Source organism: Aquabacterium commune (genome assembly GCF_004362855.1).
In the GTDB taxonomy this organism is placed as follows: domain Bacteria; phylum Pseudomonadota; class Gammaproteobacteria; order Burkholderiales; family Burkholderiaceae_C; genus Aquabacterium; species Aquabacterium commune.
In genome coordinates, this window is record NZ_SNXW01000012.1 from 14211 (window position 1) to 33389 (window position 19179).

The 19179-nt window shown below is 59.8% G+C and carries 17 protein-coding genes; 9 read left to right on the plus strand and 8 right to left on the minus strand.

All coding sequences use genetic code 11. The features are described 5' to 3' along the window. Nucleotides 1–3: 3 nt before the first annotated feature. The 5 genes from EV672_RS16365 (at nucleotide 4) to EV672_RS16385 (ending at nucleotide 2819) form a co-directional block, all read left to right on the plus strand. Nucleotides 4–507 carry a cupredoxin domain-containing protein gene (locus EV672_RS16365; protein WP_230179402.1) on the plus strand — a complete coding sequence of 168 codons (504 nt, stop codon included), beginning with the start codon at nucleotides 4–6 and terminating at the stop codon, nucleotides 505–507. 2 nt (nucleotides 508–509) lie between these two features. Further along, entirely contained in the window at nucleotides 510–998 is a 489-nt protein-coding gene (locus EV672_RS16370; RefSeq protein ID WP_125244137.1) for a DUF411 domain-containing protein, read from the plus strand. A gap of 8 nt (nucleotides 999–1006) precedes the next feature. Then, nucleotides 1007–1348: a copper-binding protein gene (locus EV672_RS16375; protein ID WP_133611068.1), complete on the plus strand. Its 342-nt coding sequence runs from the start codon at nucleotides 1007–1009 to the stop codon at nucleotides 1346–1348. A gap of 219 nt (nucleotides 1349–1567) precedes the next feature. Next, entirely contained in the window at nucleotides 1568–2419 is an 852-nt protein-coding gene (locus tag EV672_RS16380; RefSeq protein WP_133611069.1) for a hypothetical protein, read from the plus strand. Between the two features lie 109 nt (nucleotides 2420–2528). Then, the gene (locus tag EV672_RS16385) at nucleotides 2529–2819 is read left to right on the plus strand and encodes a CopK family periplasmic copper-binding protein (RefSeq protein WP_133611070.1); all 291 of its coding nucleotides are present in this window, start codon (nucleotides 2529–2531) and stop codon (nucleotides 2817–2819) included. A gap of 34 nt (nucleotides 2820–2853) precedes the next feature. Here the strand turns inward: EV672_RS16385 and cueR are convergent, their stop codons facing one another. Together cueR and EV672_RS16395 are read right to left on the minus strand one after the other, a co-directional pair. Next, complete coding sequence (gene cueR, locus EV672_RS16390) at nucleotides 2854–3300, minus strand: Cu(I)-responsive transcriptional regulator (protein WP_125244136.1); 447 nt, start codon at nucleotides 3298–3300, stop codon at nucleotides 2854–2856. A gap of 8 nt (nucleotides 3301–3308) precedes the next feature. After that, a complete protein-coding gene (locus tag EV672_RS16395) occupies nucleotides 3309–5768 on the minus strand; it encodes a heavy metal translocating P-type ATPase (RefSeq protein WP_133611071.1) in 2460 nt (819 codons plus the stop codon). Between the two features lie 177 nt (nucleotides 5769–5945). Here EV672_RS16395 and EV672_RS16400 point away from each other — a divergent pair, with 177 nt between their 5' ends. Further along, nucleotides 5946–6200 (plus strand): heavy-metal-associated domain-containing protein, encoded by a 255-nt coding sequence (locus EV672_RS16400; protein ID WP_133611072.1) that lies wholly within the window; start codon nucleotides 5946–5948, stop codon nucleotides 6198–6200. A 14-nt stretch (nucleotides 6201–6214) separates the two neighbouring features. On the opposite strand, the gene EV672_RS16405 is transcribed toward EV672_RS16400, so the two are convergent. The 6 genes from EV672_RS16405 to EV672_RS16430 all read right to left on the minus strand — a co-directional run bounded on the left by EV672_RS16405 (nucleotide 6215) and on the right by EV672_RS16430 (nucleotide 13888). Beyond that, complete coding sequence (locus tag EV672_RS16405) at nucleotides 6215–9376, minus strand: efflux RND transporter permease subunit (RefSeq protein ID WP_133611073.1); 3162 nt, start codon at nucleotides 9374–9376, stop codon at nucleotides 6215–6217. After that, on the minus strand, nucleotides 9373–11043 hold the full coding sequence (locus tag EV672_RS16410; protein WP_133611074.1) for an efflux RND transporter periplasmic adaptor subunit: 1671 nt from the start codon (nucleotides 11041–11043) through the stop codon (nucleotides 9373–9375). The genes EV672_RS16405 and EV672_RS16410 overlap by 4 nt, the downstream gene beginning before the upstream one ends. 13 nt (nucleotides 11044–11056) lie before the next feature. Further along, nucleotides 11057–12232, minus strand: a complete 1176-nt coding sequence (locus EV672_RS16415; protein ID WP_243738730.1) for a TolC family protein — start codon at nucleotides 12230–12232, stop codon at nucleotides 11057–11059. Between the two features lie 326 nt (nucleotides 12233–12558). Next, the gene (locus tag EV672_RS16420) at nucleotides 12559–12975 is read right to left on the minus strand and encodes a hypothetical protein (protein WP_133611075.1); all 417 of its coding nucleotides are present in this window, start codon (nucleotides 12973–12975) and stop codon (nucleotides 12559–12561) included. Beyond that, nucleotides 12972–13403: a MerR family transcriptional regulator gene (locus EV672_RS16425; protein ID WP_133611076.1), complete on the minus strand. Its 432-nt coding sequence runs from the start codon at nucleotides 13401–13403 to the stop codon at nucleotides 12972–12974. Before EV672_RS16425 ends, EV672_RS16420 begins: the two co-directional genes overlap by 4 nt. A 104-nt stretch (nucleotides 13404–13507) precedes the next feature. Further along, the gene (locus tag EV672_RS16430; RefSeq protein WP_133611134.1) at nucleotides 13508–13888 is read right to left on the minus strand and encodes a YkvA family protein; all 381 of its coding nucleotides are present in this window, start codon (nucleotides 13886–13888) and stop codon (nucleotides 13508–13510) included. Nucleotides 13889–13979: 91 nt separating this feature from the next. Here EV672_RS16430 and EV672_RS16435 point away from each other — a divergent pair, with 91 nt between their 5' ends. From EV672_RS16435 to EV672_RS16445, 3 genes are all read left to right on the plus strand, one after another. Next, nucleotides 13980–15263 carry a recombination directionality factor gene (locus EV672_RS16435; protein ID WP_133611077.1) on the plus strand — a complete coding sequence of 428 codons (1284 nt, stop codon included), beginning with the start codon at nucleotides 13980–13982 and terminating at the stop codon, nucleotides 15261–15263. Between the two features lie 12 nt (nucleotides 15264–15275). Then, entirely contained in the window at nucleotides 15276–16538 is a 1263-nt protein-coding gene (locus EV672_RS16440; protein WP_133611078.1) for a metallophosphoesterase family protein, read from the plus strand. A gap of 275 nt (nucleotides 16539–16813) precedes the next feature. Next, nucleotides 16814–18976: a DUF262 domain-containing protein gene (locus tag EV672_RS16445; protein WP_133611079.1), complete on the plus strand. Its 2163-nt coding sequence runs from the start codon at nucleotides 16814–16816 to the stop codon at nucleotides 18974–18976. The last annotated feature ends 203 nt before the right edge of the window (nucleotides 18977–19179 follow it).

Consider the following 19179-nt stretch of genomic DNA (forward strand, 5'->3'; position numbering starts at 1 on the left):
TTCATGATGAACAAACGTCGATTCGCCACCCACTTCATTGCTGCAACTTGCTTGACGCTGTCCGCTTCCGCATTTGCTGGGGGAGACCATGCGCATGACCATGGTGCAGGAACCCAGGCCGCTGAAGAAACCGCCATTGGCAAGCCTGGTCGGGCATCGAAAGTCACCAGAACGATCAAGGTTTCGATGAGCGACAAGATGCGATTTGAACCTGCATCGATTCAAGTCAAGCAGGGCGAAACAGTGCGCTTCGTCGTCAGAAACGCAGGCCAGATCAAGCACGAGATGAACCTGGGGACCGAAAAGGAACTTTTGGAGCATTTGGAGGTGATGAAGAAGTTCCCGAACATGGAGCACGACGAGCCCAACAAGGTGACCATTGCGCCTGGGCAGCAAGGTGAAATCGTCTGGCAGTTCACTAAAGCCGGGACAGTGAATTTCGCATGCTTGGTTCCTGGTCACTACGAGGCGGGCATGAAGGGCAAGGTCCAGGTTTCGAAGAAATGATCATGCGAGACCAATCTGTATCTCCATTGCGCTCTAGGCGCAAAGTGCTGATGGCGGCCTTGTCATTGGCATGTACGCCGACGATTTGGGCGGCCTCAGAGACTGCGGAGCGAACACCAATCAAGGTGTGGAAAGATCCCAACTGCGGCTGTTGCAAGCTGTGGGTCTCGCACCTTGAGCACAATGGCTTCGTCGTCACCGTGGTGGATGAGGGCAACAAGGCCGCGCGTGCCACCCTTGGGATGCCGGAGCGGCAGGCATCCTGTCACACGGCTGTGGTGTCCGGCTATGTGATCGAGGGGCACGTCCCTGCGCGCGATATCCGCCGGTTGCTCAAAGACAGGCCACATGCCCTGGGTTTGGCTGTGCCTGGCATGCCTGTCGGATCTCCTGGGATGGATGGGCCTGACTTTGATGGTCACCGCGATCCATACCAAGTGCTGCTGATCCGCAAAGACGGATCGGTTCTGGTTTTTAACTCTTATTCATGAGGTCAACAATGAACGTCATTGCTAAATTTTTAGCCGTATCGGCTTGTGCCATCGGCATCGCTTCTCCACTTGCTTCATTCGCTCAAGCTGCCATGGACCATTCGAAGATGGAGTCCGCGCAGGCTCCCGCAATGACCGACGGCGAGATCAAGAAAATTGATCAGACCAACGGCAAAGTCACCATCAAGCATGGTGACATCAAGCACCTGGACATGCCAGGCATGACCATGGTGTTTACCGCCAAAGACAAGAGCATCTTGTCCAATCTCAAGCCTGGTGATCAGGTGAAATTCATGGTCCTCAGCGAGGGTGGGAAGATGATCGTGACGGAAATAAAAAATGCGCCCTGACGAAAGTGTTAAATCACGTTAGGCGCCAGGCTTGTTGAGTTGGTGTTGACTGTCTTTGCTCGGTGGTGTTTTTCCGAGATCGATTCAATCAGGCTTTGCTTGGGCAATTTATCTGATCGGTTGATTGGTTAGAGGATCGCCCATAGTCCAATTCAGTGCCCACTCTGCTGAAGATGGTGTTTGGCCTGATTTGGGGATGCTTTTTATTTTGGGGCTGTGGTGAAGAGCTATCTTCTTTTTCTTCGGTATGCATTGAAAAACTGGTTCTCGAAAGAAAAATTGGTGGACGAGAGCTCAGCGTTTGATGTGTCCCTCACTTCACACGGAGATCGTGTCAACAGGGTTCATTTGGCGATCGAATCTGCGTGCAGCGGAATTAAGCCCAGAAGAGTCATTCTGTTCTTGTCTCGGGAAGATTGGCCGGGGCGATTGCCGAAATCGTTGACGCGTTTGTGTCATCGTGGATTGGAGGTGATAACCTGCGAAAACGATGGGCCTCACAAAAAGCTGCAACCTTATCTGCAGATGAATGCCTCTTTCGTTCGACCTTTGATCACCATTGACGACGATGTTTTTTACGAACATCTTGCTTTCAAGCATCTTTTTGATGCCTGGTTGAGCGATAAGGCCGTTATTCATTGTTTGCGCGCTCGGTCTGTCTTAACGAATGGCGATGCATTGATGCCCTACATCGCATGGCCGCTTTGCAATAGCAGTGCCCCCTCCCATCTTAATTTCTCCACTGGGGTAGGTGGCGTACTTTACCCACCTGATTTTCTGCTTCTGCTCAAGCGAGTCGGACTCGGTTACCGGGCGACGTGTCCTGATGCGGATGATATTTGGGTTAACGCGTGTGCTGTGCGCTCCGGATTTCGTGTCAGGCAAGTTTTAAATGTTCCCTCACGCAGGCCAGATATACCTGGGTCCAGAGGTACTGCCTTGTTCAAAAAGAACATCCGTTTGGGCGGCAATGATGCGCAATTGGCAAGGGTCTATGACAAGTACATTATTTCAATAATGACGGATGAGTTTTCAAGACGTTTTAATATTGAAGAGATGCTGTCAAATTAGTCATCGCGACGTCATGTCTTTGTAAGGTGATGGCGGTTAAATTGCATGTTGTGGTCTTGTATATTTTATTCGAAGGCCACATCTTTGCAAATTTCCAAGAGGAAACACCATGAAAAATTCTACCTCGTTGATCACGCTTGTCGCCTTGATTGGATTTGTCGGATCTGTTTATGCTGGTGATGCGGCAAAAAATCAGGCCGCTGCTACGCATCAACTGAAAGATGGTGGCACGCTTTACCTTTTCAAGGATGGAAAAATGGCGAAGGAAAGTAAGTATGGGAAAGCCGTTTACATGAAAAAAGGGGAAACGTTAGAAACCGTCGACGGGAAGAAGATAGTTGCGAGCAGCAACGAGGTGGCAAGGCTTGGCAACCTGATCAGCGAAGGACACCTGGATTGATTGGATGATGCGTTGCTTGCCCACATCGTCCAGGTCAACTTTGCCGACCTGACCGCAGCCCGCTCCGCGCGGGCTTCGTTTCGCTTTGGGCATGTGGGGTTGCCAGGATATCGAGGATCGGGCAGTCCGGTCTGTCATCACCATGGCAGCAATGAACGAGGTGTTCGAGGGTGGCCTTCATGGCAAGCAATTCCTGGAGCTTCTGATTTAACTCCTGCAGATGGGCCTGGGCCAGCGCCTTCACCTGGCGGCTTGGGCGTCGACGGTCTTGCCATAGTCCCAGCAGTTCGCGGATCTGATCCAGCGAGAACCCGAGGTCTCTGGCTTGCCGAATGAAGCGCAAGGTGCCGACCTCCTTGTCGGTGTACTGGCGGTAACCTGCATCGGTTCGCAAAGCGCCGGGGAAGAGCCCCACGCTTTCATAGTGCCGGATCATCTTGGCCGACACGCCAGAGGCCTTGGCTGCTTCTCCGATGTTCATGTGTTCGCTCATGCAGCGGCTCCTTGTGAATTGACGGTGGCAGGCTTGGTGTGCTGTGGCAACTCGTTTTCCATCGCACCCCGCCAACGGCGCAGCAAGAGCGCATTGGCGATGACGCTGAGGCTGCTGAGCGCCATGGCGGCACCCGCGATGACGGGGTTGAGCATGCCCAGTGCCGCCAGTGGGATGCCCAGGACGTTATAGGCAAAGGCCCAGAACAGCCCCTGCTTGATCTTGGCATAGGTTCGCCGCGACACATCCAGGGCGTCGGCCACCAGCCTGGGGTCGCCGCGCATCAGCGTGACGCCTGCGGTCTCGGTTGCCACGTCAGCACCTCCGGCCATCGCAAAACCGCAAGATGCTGCAGCCAGGGCAGGGCCATCGTTCAGGCCATCACCCACGAAGGCCACGACCTCACCGCTGGCGCGCAAGGCTTGCACGATGGCCGCTTTGTCGCTGGGCAGCACCTCCGCTCGCACATCGAGAATACCCAGGGCCTGCGCGACCGCATCAGCGCTGCCCTGGTTGTCGCCGGTCAGCATGAGGGTTTTGATGCCCAGTTGGTGCAGGTTTCTCACCGCTGCAGCTGCCGTGGGCTTGACGGTGTCTCCGAAGGCCATCAGCCCCAACAGTTCAAAGCCGCCTGCGTTTTGCTGCACAAGCCATGACAAGGTCCGTCCTTGCCGCTCCAACACATCGGCTTGCGTGCCGAGCGCACCTGCATCCACCCCCAGTTCATTCAAAAGTCTGGTGTTGCCCAGCATCAACTTGGCTCCCCTCACCATGCCCTCGACGCCCCGGCCCGCCAGTGCCTTGGCATCTTGCACAGAGGGGATGGTGAGGCTGGCGTCGCGGGCGTGGGTGGTGACTGCCAGTGCCAGCGGATGGCTGCTTGCTTGTTGCAACGCTGCGGCCAGAGCGACCACTTCGTCAATGCCTGACCCTTCGGCCGGGACAACGGCTACCAGCGTCGGCTTGCCTTCCGTCAGTGTGCCTGTTTTGTCGAACGCCACGACGGTCACCGAATGCGCGATCTCCAATGCCTGAGCATCCTTGATGAGGATGCCTCGGCGTGCGGCGGCACCTGTTCCGACCATGATCGCCGTGGGTGTGGCCAGGCCCAATGCACATGGGCAGGCGATCACCAGCACAGCCACAGCGTTGATCAGGGCATGCTCCCAGTCTCCGTTGATGCCAAGCCAAGCCAGGAAGGTGAGCAACGCGATCCCCAACACCACCGGAACGAACACGGCGCTGACACGGTCCACGATGCGCTGAATAGGCGCCTTGCCCGCCTGGGCCGACTCGACCAGTCGGATGATGCGTGCCAGGGTTGTTTCGGCACCGACGGCCTGCGTCCTGACAATCAGCATGCCCTCGGCGTTGATGGCCCCGCCGGTCACCTGATCACCCACTTGTTTGGACACAGGCAGGCTTTCGCCGGTGATGAGCGATTCATCTACGTGGCTGCGCCCCTCCATGATGTCGCCATCGATGGGCACGCGGTCACCCGGGCGTATGCACACCAGGTCACCGACCCGCACGTCGGCCACGGGCATTTCTACGTCAACGCCATCGCGTCGTACCAGTGCCGTGCTCGGCCGCAAGGCGTTCAGAGAGCGAATCGCATCCGTGGTCTGCCGCTTTGCGCGATCCTCCAGCCACTTGCCCAGGAGAACGAGCGTGATCACGGCAGCCGAGGCTTCGAAATAGAGGTGCGGCATGCCGTGCTGTGAATGCCGCATCAGAAGGTAGACGGACAGGCCGAAGGCTGCGGACGTGCCAAGCGCAACCAGCAGGTCCATGTTGCCGGCCTTGGCCTTGACGGCCCGCCATCCTGCCCGGTAGAAGCGCCAGCCCAGCCAGAATTGCACCGGCGTGGCCAGTGCGAGTTGCAGCCAGCCATTGAGCATCCAGTCGATCCCCACCAACTGCAGCACCATGGGCAATACCAGAGGCAAGGTTAAAACAGAAGCGATCGCCACGGGCCCCCATGTCGGCAGGGTGTTGGGCTTTGCGGGCTCGGCTGCCTGCTTCAATTGAGTCACATAGCCTGCCTTGGTGACCGCTGCCACGAGAGATGCGGGTGGGATCGTGGAGAGTGCACGCACGGCGGCCTGTTCGGTTGCCAGGTTGACGGAGGCTAACAAAACGCCGGGAACCTTGAGCAAGGCTTTTTCCACCCGGGTGACGCAAGAGGCGCAGGTCATGCCCTCGATATGGAGGGCCACATCGGTGGTCTTCAGGTCGTAGCCGGCCTTGCGGACGGCTGCGCTGAGTACCTCAAGGTTCACAGATGGGTCCGCTTGGACCGATGCCACTTCGGTGGCCAAATTGACGTTGGCGCTTTGCACACCAGCCGTTGCCTTGAGCGATTTTTCTACCCTGGACACACAAGAGGCGCAAGTCATCCCCGAGATGGGGATGTCGATTCGGAATGTGGCCAGCGGCTTTTGCGGGGAGATCATGGTGTGCCCGTATAGGTGGTTGATGTTTGTCGTGGATCCTCAAGCTTCCCATCGTGGGAATGTAAAGTCATGTGGCAATTACTTGCTTCGACGGCATGGTTATTGAAAACAGGTGCTTGACCTTCCTGCTGTGGGAAGCTTGAAAGTGAACCCACCAAAAACCATTCGGAGTTTCTGATGATCACTTTTGAAGTCAAGGACATGACTTGCGGCCATTGCGTCAGCACCATCACCAAGGCGGTGCGGGCCATCGATAAAGAGGCCACTGTACGGATCGAGTTGCAGTCGCACCAGGTCCAGATCGAACCCACCGAGGCGGATGCAGATGAACTTCGCGACGCAATCCAGGAGGCTGGTTACACCCCTGTGGTGATGACAAATGGGCCGCTCAAACCCGAGAAGGCCAGTCGAGGTGGCTGTTGTTGTGGGTGATGGCGTGACAGCCTTCAGGCATGTTTCATGTGAGGCGCTTGCGTGGCGTGCCTTGCCTTTTTGCTGCGGCGAATCAGCAGGTACGCAGCCGGAATCACGAACATCGACAGCAGTGGCGCCGTGATCATGCCCCCGACCATGGGTGCAGCAATGCGTTGCATGACCTCGGAGCCCGTGCCTGCCCCCCACATGATCGGCAGCAAGCCCGCCAGGATCACGGCCACCGTCATGGCCTTGGGGCGCACGCGCAGCACGGCACCGTCACGGATGGCGTCCAGCAGGTCATCGACACTGACCTGGCCCTTGTCGATGCGCTCGCCCCAAGCCTGCTTGAGGTAGAGCAGCATGATCACGCCGAACTCGGCCGACACCCCCGCCAACGCGATGAAGCCCACAGCCCCTGCCACCGACAGGTTGTAGCCCAGCAGGTAGAGCAACCAGATGCCGCCCACCAGGGCAAAGGGTAGCGTGGCCATGATCAGCAAGGCCTCGTCAAACACCCCGAAGGTCATGTACAGCAACACGAAGATGATCAGCAGCGTGAAGGGCACCACCACCTTGAGCTTGGCCGTGGCCCGCTCCAGGAACTCGAACTGGCCTGACCAAGACACCGAGTAGCCCGGCGGCAACCTGACCTTGGCTGTGACGGCCTTTTGCATGTCCTGCACCGCTGAACGCAGATCCCGCCCCCGGATGTCCACATACACCCAGCCCGACAAGCGCGCATTCTCGCTGCGCAACATGGGCGGGCCATCTGTGACTAGGATGTCTGCCACATCGGACAGGATCAGGCGTTGACCGCGCTCATTGACGATGGGCAACGTGCGTAGCTTTTCCAATGAATCGCGCGTTTCCCGTGGGTAGCGCAGGTTGATCGGGAAGCGCTGCAAGCCTTCGACCGTCTCGCCGATGTTCTCGCCACCCACGGCTGAGCTGATGACGGACTGCACGTCGGCGATGTTCATGCCAAAGCGTGCTGCGGCATCGCGTCGGATGTTGACATCCACATACCTGCCACCTGTCAAGCGTTCGGCCAGGGCGCTGCTCACACCGGGCACGTCCTTGAGCGCACGCTCGATCTCGCCCGTGAGCCGGTCGATGGTGGCCAGGTCGGTGCCCGCCACCTTGACGCCCACGGGGCTCTTGATGCCGGTGGCCAGCATGTCGATACGGTTGCGGATGGGGGGCACCCAGATGTTGGCCAGGCCAGGCACCTTGACGATGCGGTCCAGTTCATCGACCAGCTTGTCTTGCGTCATGCCGGGGCGCCATTGGTCCTTGGGCTTGAACTGGATGGTGGTCTCGAACATCTCCATGGGAGCCGGGTCGGTCGCGGTCTCTGCACGGCCTGCTTTGCCGTACACGCTGGCCACTTCAGGCACGGTCTTGATCAAGCGGTCGGTCTGCTGAAGCAACTCGGCGGCCTTGCCTGCGGACAAGCCCGGCAGAGCCGTGGGCATGTAGAGCAAGTCGCCCTCGTCCAGTTTGGGCATGAACTCGCCGCCAATGTGCTGCAAGGGCCACAAGCTGAGCAACAGCAACACGGTGGCCACCGCCAGCGTGCGCTTGGGGCCTTGCAAGACCGCATTGAGCAGTGGGCGGTAGATGGCAATCAGGAATCGGTTGAGCGGGTTGCTCTGCTCGCTGGGGATGCGGCCACGGATCAGGTAGCCCATCAGCACGGGAATCAGCGTGACTGACAAGCCCGCTGCCGCCGCCATGGCATAGGTTTTGGTGAAGGCCAGCGGCGAGAACAGCCGCCCCTCTTGCGCCTCCAACGTGAACACTGGCACAAAAGACAGCGTGATGATCAACAGTGAGAAAAACAGCGCGGGCCCGACCTCGGCCGCCGAGTCGCCGATGACCTTCCAACGCTCGGCACCTTCCAGCGTTTGATCGGGGTGGGCCTGCTCCCAATGTTCCAGGTGCTTGTGTGCGTTCTCGATCATCACCACGGCTGCATCCACCATGGCGCCAATGGCAATGGCGATGCCACCCAGCGACATGATGTTGGCGTTCACCCCTTGGTAGTGCATGACGATGAAAGCCGCCAGGATGCCTAGGGGCAGCGAGATGATGGCCACCAGCGCCGAGCGCAGGTGAAACAAAAAGACAAAGCACACCACGGCGACCACGGCGAACTCTTCGAGCAGCTTGTGCGAGAGGTTCTCCACCGCACGCTCGATGAGGGTGGATCGGTCGTACACAGGCACGATCTCCACCCCTTTGGGCAAGCTGGCTTGCAGGGTCTTGAGCTTGGCCTTGACGGCTGCAATCGTCTCCAATGCGTTCTTGCCTGAGCGCATCACGATCACGCCGCCAGCGGCCTCCCCCTCACCGTCCAACTCACCAATGCCCCGGCGCATCTCGGGCCCCATCTGGATGCGGGCCACATCCCCTAAGCGCACTGAAACACCTGCGTTGGTGGTCATCAGGGGCACTTGTCGGAAATCGTCCAGCGATTGCAGGTAGCCAGAGGCACGCACCATGTACTCGGCCTCGCCCAGTTCCAGCACCGAGCCACCCGCTTCCTGGTTGGCCTTCTGGATGGCCTCGACCACCTGGGTGTGCGGGATGCCGTAGGTGGCCAGTTTGTCGGGGTCCAGCACCACTTGGTACTGGCGCACCATGCCGCCCACCGAGGCCACTTCCGCCACATTCGGCACTGTCTTGAGTTCGTACTTCAAGAACCAGTCCTGCAACGCTCGAAGTTGCCCGGCATCCTGTGTGCCCCCACGGTCCACCAGGGCGTATTGGTAGATCCAGCCCACGCCCGTGGCGTCGGGCCCCAGCGAAGCCTTGGCGCTGGCAGGCAAACGCGACTGAACCTGGTTCAGGTACTCCAGCACACGCGAGCGGGCCCAGTACAGATCGGTGCCGTCCTCAAACAGCACGTAAACATAAGAGTCGCCGAAGAAGGAGTACCCCCGCACCGTTTTGGCACCAGGCACCGACAGCATGGTCGTGGTCAGCGGGTAGGTGACCTGGTTCTCGACGATGCGCGGTGCCTGGCCTGGGTAGGTCGTGCGGATGATGACTTGCACATCAGACAGGTCGGGCAAGGCGTCCAGGGGCGTTCTCGCAACCGAATACACCCCCCATGCACTGAGCATCAAGGTGGCCAGCAGCACCAGGAAGCGGTTGGTGATGGACCAACGGATCAGGCGGGCGATCATGGCTTGCTCCCTTGCTTGGCTGTCCCATGGGCTTGATGGGGCGCCTCGGACGCAGGCTGGGGCTCAGGTGCCAGGTGCGACAGTCGGGTCAACTGCGGCATGCCGTCGGCATCCATGTAGAACTCAAAGCTCACCGGGTCACCCACTTCCAGATGGCGGGGCAGCCCGCCCTTGAGTGGCGCCTTGAAATCCATCGTCATAGAGCCCCACTTGAGTGAGGCAATCGGCCCGTGCGACAAGGTGATGGCTTCGCCTGCCAGGGCTTCCACCTTGCCCTGACCTTCGTGTCTGGGTGCGGTGTTGTCCATGGTCGGTGCCGGTGAGCCATTGAGCCGCGCCTCAACACCCTTGAGGCTGGCTTCCGAATCGATGAGGAACTGCGATGACACCACCACACGCTGGCCCACATCCAGGCCGCGCTTGACCTCGGTTTGCCCATCGCTCTCGATGCCCGTCTCGATCTCGACCGGGCGGAACCGACCTTTGTCTTCGGCCAGCATCACCACGGTGCGTTTGCCCGTCTGGATGACTGCCTCGGTGGGGATCAACAAGGCCTTCTCGGCACGCATGTCCATGAACTGCATGGCCACGCTCATGCCTGGCACTAGGCGCATGCCGGGGTTGTTCAACTGCACGCGGGCCTTGAGGGTGCGGGTGCCAGGGCTGACCTCCGGCACCAGGGCCTGAACCGTGCCTTCAAAGGTGGTGCCAGGCACAGCCGGGCTGCGGGCCTGCACCTTGGTGCCTTGGCGCAGTTGCGCGACTTGACTCTCCGGCACTTCGGCGTTGGCCCAAACCGTGGACACGCCGTTGATGCGCAACAAAGTGGCCCCCGGCATCACGGACATGCCTTCACGCACCATCAACTCGCTGAGCACGCCGCCGATGGGCGCCACCAGGGTGATACGCGGCTGGGTCTTGCCGGTTTGCTCGACGCGCTTGATCTGATCCTCGCTCATGCCCACCTGACGCATGCGCTGGCGAGCGCCATCCACCAAGCTGCCCATGTCGGCACCCCGCATGCGGCGAACAGACAAGAACTCTTCTTGCGCGGCCACCCAATCAGGCACATAGAGATCGGCCAGGGGCTGACCTTGTTTGACCGCATCCAGCGTGGCGCGCACATGCAGCCGCTCCACAAACCCGGCGGCCCGTGCTTGCATGACAACCTGGTCGCGTTCGTTGTAAGCGATGCTGCCCACGGCAGAGACCTGGGGCGACAGCACCCCTTCTGTGACCTCTGCAGTGCGTACACCCAGGTTCTGCTGGATGCGCGGGCTGACGGTGACCTTGCCCTGGTCACCATCGCTGTCTGCGTAGACGGGCACCAGCATCATGTCCATGAAAGGCGACTTCGCGGGCTTGTCGAACTTGTTGCCCGGCACCATGGGGTCGTGGTAGTACAAGACCTTCTTGCCGGTGACCGGGTCCATGTCGCCAGCCTTGAGGCCATCGGCGATGTGTCGCCGGGTGGCGTCTTCACCCTCGGCCACGCTTTGCGGCAGGGCTTGGGTGGCGTTTGCTTCTGTGGCAGGCTGAGCGGGGCGCAGTTCAGCATCGGCATTCATGCCCATGCCTCTTTGCATGCCCAATGCGTACAGGCCATATGCAGCGGCACTCAGTGCTGTGGCGGCAATCATGGCGATCACCAGATTTTTGAGTTTCATGTGAGGCTCCGTGTCAGTGGTCAAGAACGGGCATGGCCGCGTCGTGTTCCACCGGGATCAGGTAGTTGAGCTGCGCCCAGATGCGAGCGGTGTCCATGTCGAGTCGCAGCCGGTCCATTTGGGTGTCCAAGGCCATGCGGCGAGCCTCCAGCACGGAGGCCAGCGTGCCGCTGCCGCCTCGGTAGGCGGTCAAGGCGGCCTGTGTTCGCTCGGCAGCCAGCGGGATCAAGGCGCTGTCGTAGCGGCGCAGGCGATCCCGGCTGCTCTGCCAGGTTTGGAGCATCACCGTGACCTGGGCAAGGTGCTCCCGTGTGGCCTCTTCGCGCTGGGCGCGCATTTGCTCCACGGTGGCCAACCTGGCAGCCAGGTCCCGGTCCTGACGGCTCTTTTGATCCCATTGCAAGGGAACGGAGACATTGACAGAGGCCATCTTGGAATAGCCGGGCCCACGTTGACTGAGCATCAGCTCCACACCCCAGTCGGCTTGCTTGTTGGCTCGGGCCAGGTCCGCATCGGCCTGGGCCATCTCTTCTTGCCGGATCAGGACGGTGATGTCAGGGTGTGTGGTCAGGGTGCTTTCCAGATCGCTCAAGTGCAAGGGAACATGGCTGGTGTCGGGCGCATCACCCAGGGGCGTGACGGCCACACGTCCTGTCCACCGGCGCAGTGCGGTCTGCGCTGTGCTGACCTCACGCGTGATCTGGTCGATGCGGTCATCCATCTGAGCGAGCGCTGCGCGCGCAGCGAGCACATCGGTTTGCGATCCTCTGCCCCCTCGGTAGGCGACCTCAGTCGCCTCAACTTGCAGGCGGATTTCATCGCGCTGTGCCTTGACCAGGGCCAGCATGCGTTCCTGGTAGCAGAGATCCAGCCAGGCGATGGCCGTGTCTCGTTGCAGTTGAGCCAGCGCTTGTGCACGGCTGGCTTCGCTGGCCCGGGCTTCCCGCTCGAAGCGCATGGACCGTGCAAGACGTTTGTCCTCACGGGTGAACTCCTGCATGAGACCCACTGAGCGCATGGTCATGAAATCGCGGGTGACACTGAAGCGATCAGGTCCGCTGATGGGCAGGTTGTTGATGCCCAGTTTGAGGACGGGATCGGGCTGCTGAGCGGCCGAAACAGCCATGTCGCGGGCAGCCGCCGTGGCGTGGTTCTGGGCCACCAGTTGTTGTGAGCGTGCCTGGGACATCCCGAGCGCTTGTTCAAACGTCAGGACGTCTCCGGCATGGGCATGGAAGGATGCGAGGCTGAGGGCCACCAGAACGGCGACACCTTGGAAGCGCGTGCGAATGCGCGTGAGCATGCGCATGCAAATGGGATGGCCGACATCGACCAGTTGCATGCTCCTGCGTGACAAGAGCGAAAAATGGGGAAACATGACACCTCCGAATGAAGCCAATGGCGTGGGCGTGTGCAGGACTGGGCGGAACGCCAAGCGCCTGCATTGGCCAGCAACCTGCGCGACCAGGCGCTGAAGCGGCCGTCAGGCCTTTCAGCGCCGCGTCACTCGGCGTGTCAAATTCGGAAGCAGCAGTGCAGTATGGACAGCGGTTGTGGTGCCGCATGAAGGCGGCTGTCCGCAGTCGGCGCCAGGCCATCTGGCCTTGACGCGTCCACCATCAGGGCGACGGTGTACAGCGCGATCAACATCGCCGCAGGCACGGTAGGCACCTGGGTGTGATCGCTTTGTTGGGTGGGTTGGCAATGCTCGGCGCACAGGCCAGGGTTGGCTTGGTCCAGATGCTTGCCCATGCCTTCGCCCATCTGCTCGCAATCCACCATGGCGCCCATCGCTGTGATGGCGTCGGCGGGGGCATTGCCGGAGACGACGTTGCTGGGGCAGGCGTAGGCCGCCACGCTCATCTGCGCGAACAGGATCACGCCGACCATCAGTCGGCAAATCCAATGCTTGAGCGCGCGAGGCATGGTCATGCGGCCACCTGCTCTGTGGGGCGGGTGTCGTGATCGACCAAGGCCGCGATGATGGGGCAGTGATCGCCATTGGCCGACTTCTGGCAACAAGTGACCAAGCCTTCAAGGGCAACGGCCATGGCTTCCAGGTGGGTGGCTCGCTGGCGGATGTCCAGCACACGTTGCTGGGTGATCTCGCGAACGCGCACCTGATCGGTCTCAGCGCTCAGAGACACCAGCGAGGCCACATCGTTAAGGGAAAAGCCCAGCTCTTGCGCGCGCTTGATGAAACGCAGGCGCCGCACGTCACTCTCGTCGTACTGCCGAAAGCCATTGCCTTCACGGGCAGGCTCACGCAACAACCCGCGACGCTGGTAAAAGCGCACCGCTTCCACACCGACCCCTGCGGTGTCGGCGAGCTTGCGAACGGTGAAGGCGTGCGTGGGCATGAGAGGCAGTTGCGCCGTAAGTCTGTACAAGTGAACGAAGTTTAGGCAGGCCTACCCCATGTGTCAAGTTTGCCTGGCGGGCGTTGCCTTGACCTGCGATATGGCTAAAGCCATATCCAGAGTGCTGTACAGACCCCAATCCAGATAAGCACGATCAGAACCGCACCAAAACGGCTGCTTGGTTTTGATCCCTGCAATTTCAGCCAGTTGTCAGCCTGTTCGCGGCAGATGACCAAAACCTCAGCGGGCAAGAGCCGAATGGTCAGCCAGATGAGACAAGGCAGCAGCAACACATCATCCATGTAACCGAGCACCGGGATGAAGTCCGGGATCAAATCGATAGGACTGAGTGCATAGGCCACGACGAAAAGACCGATGGCTTTCGCATACCACGGCGTTGCCGGGTGTTTGCCAGCGAACCAGAGCGTCACACCGTCTCGCTTGATCCGCCTTGCCCAGCCTCTGAGCTTGCCGCTGATGTTCATGCTATCGAGAATGCCACATACGCGCTCGGGCTTGACGTCGCATGAAGTCGCGAGAGCATGAACCATCGCATGTTCATGAAGGAGCGCCACCATGGTCAAAACCACTGTCACGGTCCAGGGCGGCTCGGCAGCACTGCCGACACTGCTGGGGCAAGGCCCCGCCCGCATCCCCACAGGCGGCAAGATCCGCGCAGGCATCAAGGTGCTCACCCGCAAGGCGGCGGAGCAACCCCAGGCTCAACGCCTCTACGACGAGGGCGTTGAGGCCGGGCAGTCCTTTGACCAGATCGAGCGCGCCATCGTGGGGGCGCTGCCGCAACTCAAGTCACCATTGATCCCGCGCAACGTTCCCTGGTTCACCGTGCGGGCACAAGACTTTCCCAATCCCGAGATTCCCAAGCAGATCCTGGAAGCCTATGGCGAAGATCGAGGTGACGGCCTTCACCTTTATCGATTCCCCATCGTCTTTCCGTCCGATCAATGGCAAACCGTGATGCCGCACGAACTCGCGGCCTGGGGGGCCCAGGACAAACGCTACTGGTCGCAGTATTCGGCTGATGGCCGTGTGCGGCACTGCATGTGCCATGCGCCGGTGCCCATGGACAACACGGGGCGGCGCTCTATCCGCATCTTCGGTGGGCGCAAGACGGTTCTGCGTGAAGACAATGGCGGCATCTGCGAGCCCGAGTCCTGCGCTGACTACCAGCAGCGGCGCTGCAACCTGACCGGCCGGTTCCTGTTCTTCATCCCGGGCATCCGCTCCATCAGTGCGTTCGAGTTGCCCACCAACAGCTTCTACGCCATGAACGCGGCCATCCAGAAGTTCGAAACCATCGGCTTTCTGCGTGGCGGTCGTATCTCTGGCTTTCTGGATCGGCAACGCACCCCGTTTTACCTGACCAAGCGCTTGATGGAGGTTGCCCACATCGACGAGACGGGCCTGCCCACCCGTGTGCCGCAATGGATCATCGAATTGGAAGCGCCTGTGGATGTGACCGCCTTGTTGCGTGACAGGGAGGACGAAGACACGGCCATTGTTCAGGCTCAACTGGCCACCCAGGTCCTGGATGGGGGGGCAACGTGGGAGGGCGCTGGTGCTGATTTGGATGCTGTTGTGGATACGGTGATCGCTGATGCCCCCAAGGGCATCCCGGTCCATGACGGGGATCTCACCTTGGAACACCTCCTTGCGCGTGCCCAAGCCTATGGCATTGCTGCTGAGCAATACCAGGCTTATGCCGACCGCCGGTGGGGCCGAGGCTGGCGGCTCAACCCGCATGGCCGCCGCCGTGCCTGGGATGAACTGGACCGCTATCGCAACGACCCGCAGGGCTACCTCGACAAGATCGAGAGCGAACTGCACCGGGTGTCGTGAAGGAGAAACGGCATGGTTCGCATTGCTCATTTTTCTGACCTTCATTACGGCCCCAAGAACCTGATCGAGGCCGACCGCTGTTTTGGGGCAGCCATCGACATGGCCATGGCCTCGGGTGTGCAGGCTGCGGTGCTGTCTGGGGATTCAACCGATCACGCCCTGGACCTGCATTCGCCCGCCGCCGAACGTCTGGTGGCGCAGGTGCGTCGCCTGGCCGACCATTGCCCGGTGCTGATGCTGCAAGGCACGTTCTCTCACGAGCCACCGGGCACCTTGTCCATTTTCAAATCCTTGGGCGGGCGTTACCCTGTCCATGTGGCCGATCAGATCGGACAAGTGGCGCTCATGCCGAACGGCTGCTGGCAGGTATCTTCAAGCTGGCGTTTCGATGTGCTGCCAGATGGGCTCATGGCCCTGTTCAGCTGCGTGCCCACGGTCAACAAGGCTGCCGTGGCGGCCACGGTAGGGGCTGGGGCTGCTGCCGAGGCAGTGGGCGAGCACCTGGCCGTTCTGCTGGCCGGGTTTGCCGAGAGCCACCGACGAGCTCAGGCCTTGACCGTGCCGTCCATCGGCGTGTCGCATGGCACCGTCTTTGGTTGCATGAGCGAACACGGCGTGCCCATGGCCGGATTCGACCACGAGTTCACCACGGGCGCATTGTTCGCTGCTGAGGCCCAGGCTTTCATGCTGGGGCACATCCACCGACATCAAGCATGGGACTGTGAGGGGCGGCATGGGCAGCAGCGCATTGCCTATGCGGGCTCCATCGGGCGCTTCCACTATGGGGAGGATGGCGACAAAGGCTGGCTGCTGTGGGAGGTGGATACCTCGTCAGCGGTCTGCACGCTGCAGCCGACACCTGCTCGGCGGACTGTTGACATTGTGTTCGATGGCAAGCCTGACCTCGACTCCTTGCGGGATGCAGTGGCGCAGCAAGATGTTGCGGGGGCGTTCGTGCGAGTCCGGTGGACGGTGGCCGACGAAGATCGCCATGAGGTCAATCGCGAGGCTATTCAGCAGGTGCTGGGGGCGGCTGCAGAGGTCAAGCTGGAAGGGCGCATCGTGCCGGTGGTGCGCACCAGGGCTGCAGGCATTTCGCAGTTGTCCAGCCTGGAGCAGAAGGTTGTGGCTTGGGCGCAGGCAACGGGTGTTCAGGACGCGGGGCTGCTGAGGTGCCTTGATGAATTGGTGTGTTCACAGCCACAGGAGATTGTTGGACGGATTTTGGAAGCGAAGTGCTCAAGTTTCGGTGATGGTGGCAACGAGGCGTTTTGAACCGCGCACGGTGTGCTGCGATGACATTCTGCTTTGCCGGTCTGGAGGCATATCGGGCGGACGTGGCGTGTCATCGACCAACACGGTCAGGCGCAAACGATCACTCATGACTGCTTCCGGTCGACGATGCTGCTCCGCCTAAGAAATTGACCGCCCCTTTCTCGATAAGAAAACTGTCGCATTGGAGCGCTCCCAGTGTGTTCGGCTGGTACGCTTCATTCGGGTTGATGATCAACTCGAACGTGTCTCCTAAATATCTCGGATCTCGTTGAACCATGAAACCATTCACTCGGTCGATCATCGATTTATTCGACGGTAAGCGCCGCTACTTGATTCCGCTCTACCAACGGCAGTATTCGTGGCGCGAGGCCCCGCAGATCGGACTTCTTTGGGAGGACATTGAGCGTGCCGTCAAGCGAATTGAGGTGGACAGATCAAGTCTGATCCCACACTTCATGGGCGCTATCGTCATCAGCCAGGTCAAGACCTTTGGAAAGCAGGTTCAAGCCTTTGAAGTCATTGATGGCCAACAACGATTGACAACCTTCCAGTTGCTGCTCGCTGCCCTGCGCGATGTAGCCGATAGCCACGGATCCAGCTACGCAAGAGAAATTGGCAAGTACCTCTTGAATGACGGAGTCATGGAGAGGGAGGAGGAGCGATACAAGCTGTGGCCGTCGATCACGGACCGACGTGCCTTTGTGAAGATCCTAGACTCCACTGCTGACCTTACAGGTGTCGCAGGGCTGGCTGAGAACGACGAGCTAGTCGGCAAGGCGTCGACCTCTGCATATGACGCATTTCGCAGACGTATTGCGGCCCATGTCAACGTTGGCGGCACCTACCAGGAAGACCGGCTCGAAATTCTTTTTGAGGCGCTGAAGTCTGGCTTGGCCGTAGTGTCGATTGAGCTAGAGGGTGGCGATGATCCCCAGACCATCTTCGAAACGCTGAACAGCCGGGGCATGCCCTTATCCCCCGCTGATCTACTTCGAAATTTCATATTTCAGCGCGCAAAGGATCTTGGCCAGAGCGATGGCGGCCTCAACGTTGACAAACTCTATGAGAAGCATTGGCTGCCTCTCGATCGGAATTTTTGGCGGGTTCAGGAGTCGAGAGGCCGCCAGACCCGTTCGCGCCTTGACTGGATGCTGACCGATCACCTCGCGATGCATATCGGAGACATCGTGTCGATCGAGAATCTTTTCTCCGGGTACCGGAAGTGGACCCTGGATAAGGCGCCCTATGCGTCGGTGACGGATGAGCTTGAGGCAATCTCAACAACAGCTGCGGTCGAGCAACGCCTGTTCGCACCCCGCGAAGGCGATCCAGTCGGACGGTTTGGACAAGTCGCGAACGCGTTCGACGTTTCTACCGCGATGCCCTTGGCGATCTACCTCGCGACTGAGCCATCTGTCGCCCCGCGGCTCAGCGAGGCTTTCCGCACATTGGAGAGCTACATCCTACGTCGCGACATCTGCGGCCTTACGACCAAGAACTACAACCGCTTTTTCGCTACGTTGATATCCAGACTTAGAACGTGCGAGGACGACAAGGTTGACGAATTGATCGTGTATTTGTCAAGCCGTCTCGCCGACATAGATAGATGGCCCGACGATGCAGAGTGGCAACGCAGCTGGGTCATGCGCGAGCAGTACCGAACCAACCGCCAGCCTCGGTTGCGCTACATCTTGGAAACGATCGAGCGTGCAAAGCACACGGCAATGACAGAGGACCTTCAGATTCGGTCAACGCTGACCATAGAGCACATCATGCCGCAGCGATGGCAAACGAAATGGGCTCTGCCCGGCATGGATGGGGTGGCCGAAGTGGACTACACGCCTGATCTTTCGGAGAGGGTTCGCGCTCGAAACAGCATCGTCAACACCATCGGCAACCTCACCCTGATCACCGGCGCGCTCAACACTGCGGTGTCAAACGGGCAATTCTCAGTGAAGATGCCGGCTGTTCGGGCATTTGCCGCACTTGCCCTGAACCGCGAACTCAATGAGTTCGAACTATGGGATGAGTCCACTATCTGTCAACGAGGCAATGCGTTATTTGAATTGGCGCGCGTAGTCTGGGGGGCACCGAAACGCACTCGTGCAGCAACGCAGGGGACTGATGCGGAGTTTGAGCCGACTACTGGCGCCAACGCCTTTCCGGCGAACGGATCGACGTGTCGTTTCACCTATGCAGGGACCGAGTATGCAGCGACCGTCGTCCAAGGCGCCATCGTCATCTCCGGTATTGATGGAAGGCACGGCTCGTTCTCCGCGGCATCGAAAGCTGTGACTGGGACGAGCAGGAATGGCTGGAACGACTGGTACATCTTTCAGCAGGAACGCGGCTGGACGCTTGCGAACGAATGGCGCAAGGAATCCGTAGTGGGTCCACGGTCAGCGGATACCGGAGGCCCACCCATTGATGCCGCATGAGTTCCTCAAAGTGATGTTCGGTTGTGTCTTTAGCAGCTTGAGGATATCGCGCAGGCATTCGGATGAATCGTGTCTATTGTTGGCGCCTATTCTCTCTTTCAATCGAGCGATCAATCCGGTGCGGCGATTGCTGCAAAGGTCATCTTTGAACGATGGCAACGCGGAGCTTCGTTCGCGGCGGTCCACTTCCGCTTTGGGTCGTT

What these genes read in the sequence shown, in the direction of transcription:
- EV672_RS16435 (WP_133611077.1), top strand. Translation starts at nt 13,980, where the DNA reads ATGGTCAAAACCACTGTCACGGTCCAGGGCGGCTCGGCAGCACTGCCG.
- EV672_RS16400 (WP_133611072.1), top strand. Translation starts at nt 5,946, where the DNA reads ATGATCACTTTTGAAGTCAAGGACATGACTTGCGGCCATTGCGTCAGC.
- EV672_RS16440 (WP_133611078.1), top strand. Translation starts at nt 15,276, where the DNA reads ATGGTTCGCATTGCTCATTTTTCTGACCTTCATTACGGCCCCAAGAAC.
- EV672_RS16425 (WP_133611076.1), bottom strand. Translation starts at nt 13,403, where the DNA reads ATGCCCACGCACGCCTTCACCGTTCGCAAGCTCGCCGACACCGCAGGG.
- cueR (WP_125244136.1), bottom strand. Translation starts at nt 3,300, where the DNA reads ATGAACATCGGAGAAGCAGCCAAGGCCTCTGGCGTGTCGGCCAAGATG.
- EV672_RS16395 (WP_133611071.1), bottom strand. Translation starts at nt 5,768, where the DNA reads ATGATCTCCCCGCAAAAGCCGCTGGCCACATTCCGAATCGACATCCCC.
- EV672_RS16415 (WP_243738730.1), bottom strand. Translation starts at nt 12,232, where the DNA reads ATGTCCCAGGCACGCTCACAACAACTGGTGGCCCAGAACCACGCCACG.
- EV672_RS16365 (WP_230179402.1), top strand. Translation starts at nt 4, where the DNA reads ATGATGAACAAACGTCGATTCGCCACCCACTTCATTGCTGCAACTTGC.
- EV672_RS16370 (WP_125244137.1), top strand. Translation starts at nt 510, where the DNA reads ATGCGAGACCAATCTGTATCTCCATTGCGCTCTAGGCGCAAAGTGCTG.
- EV672_RS16420 (WP_133611075.1), bottom strand. Translation starts at nt 12,975, where the DNA reads ATGACCATGCCTCGCGCGCTCAAGCATTGGATTTGCCGACTGATGGTC.
- EV672_RS16405 (WP_133611073.1), bottom strand. Translation starts at nt 9,376, where the DNA reads ATGATCGCCCGCCTGATCCGTTGGTCCATCACCAACCGCTTCCTGGTG.
- EV672_RS16375 (WP_133611068.1), top strand. Translation starts at nt 1,007, where the DNA reads ATGAACGTCATTGCTAAATTTTTAGCCGTATCGGCTTGTGCCATCGGC.
- EV672_RS16430 (WP_133611134.1), bottom strand. Translation starts at nt 13,888, where the DNA reads ATGAACATCAGCGGCAAGCTCAGAGGCTGGGCAAGGCGGATCAAGCGA.
- EV672_RS16385 (WP_133611070.1), top strand. Translation starts at nt 2,529, where the DNA reads ATGAAAAATTCTACCTCGTTGATCACGCTTGTCGCCTTGATTGGATTT.
- EV672_RS16410 (WP_133611074.1), bottom strand. Translation starts at nt 11,043, where the DNA reads ATGAAACTCAAAAATCTGGTGATCGCCATGATTGCCGCCACAGCACTG.
- EV672_RS16445 (WP_133611079.1), top strand. Translation starts at nt 16,814, where the DNA reads ATGAAACCATTCACTCGGTCGATCATCGATTTATTCGACGGTAAGCGC.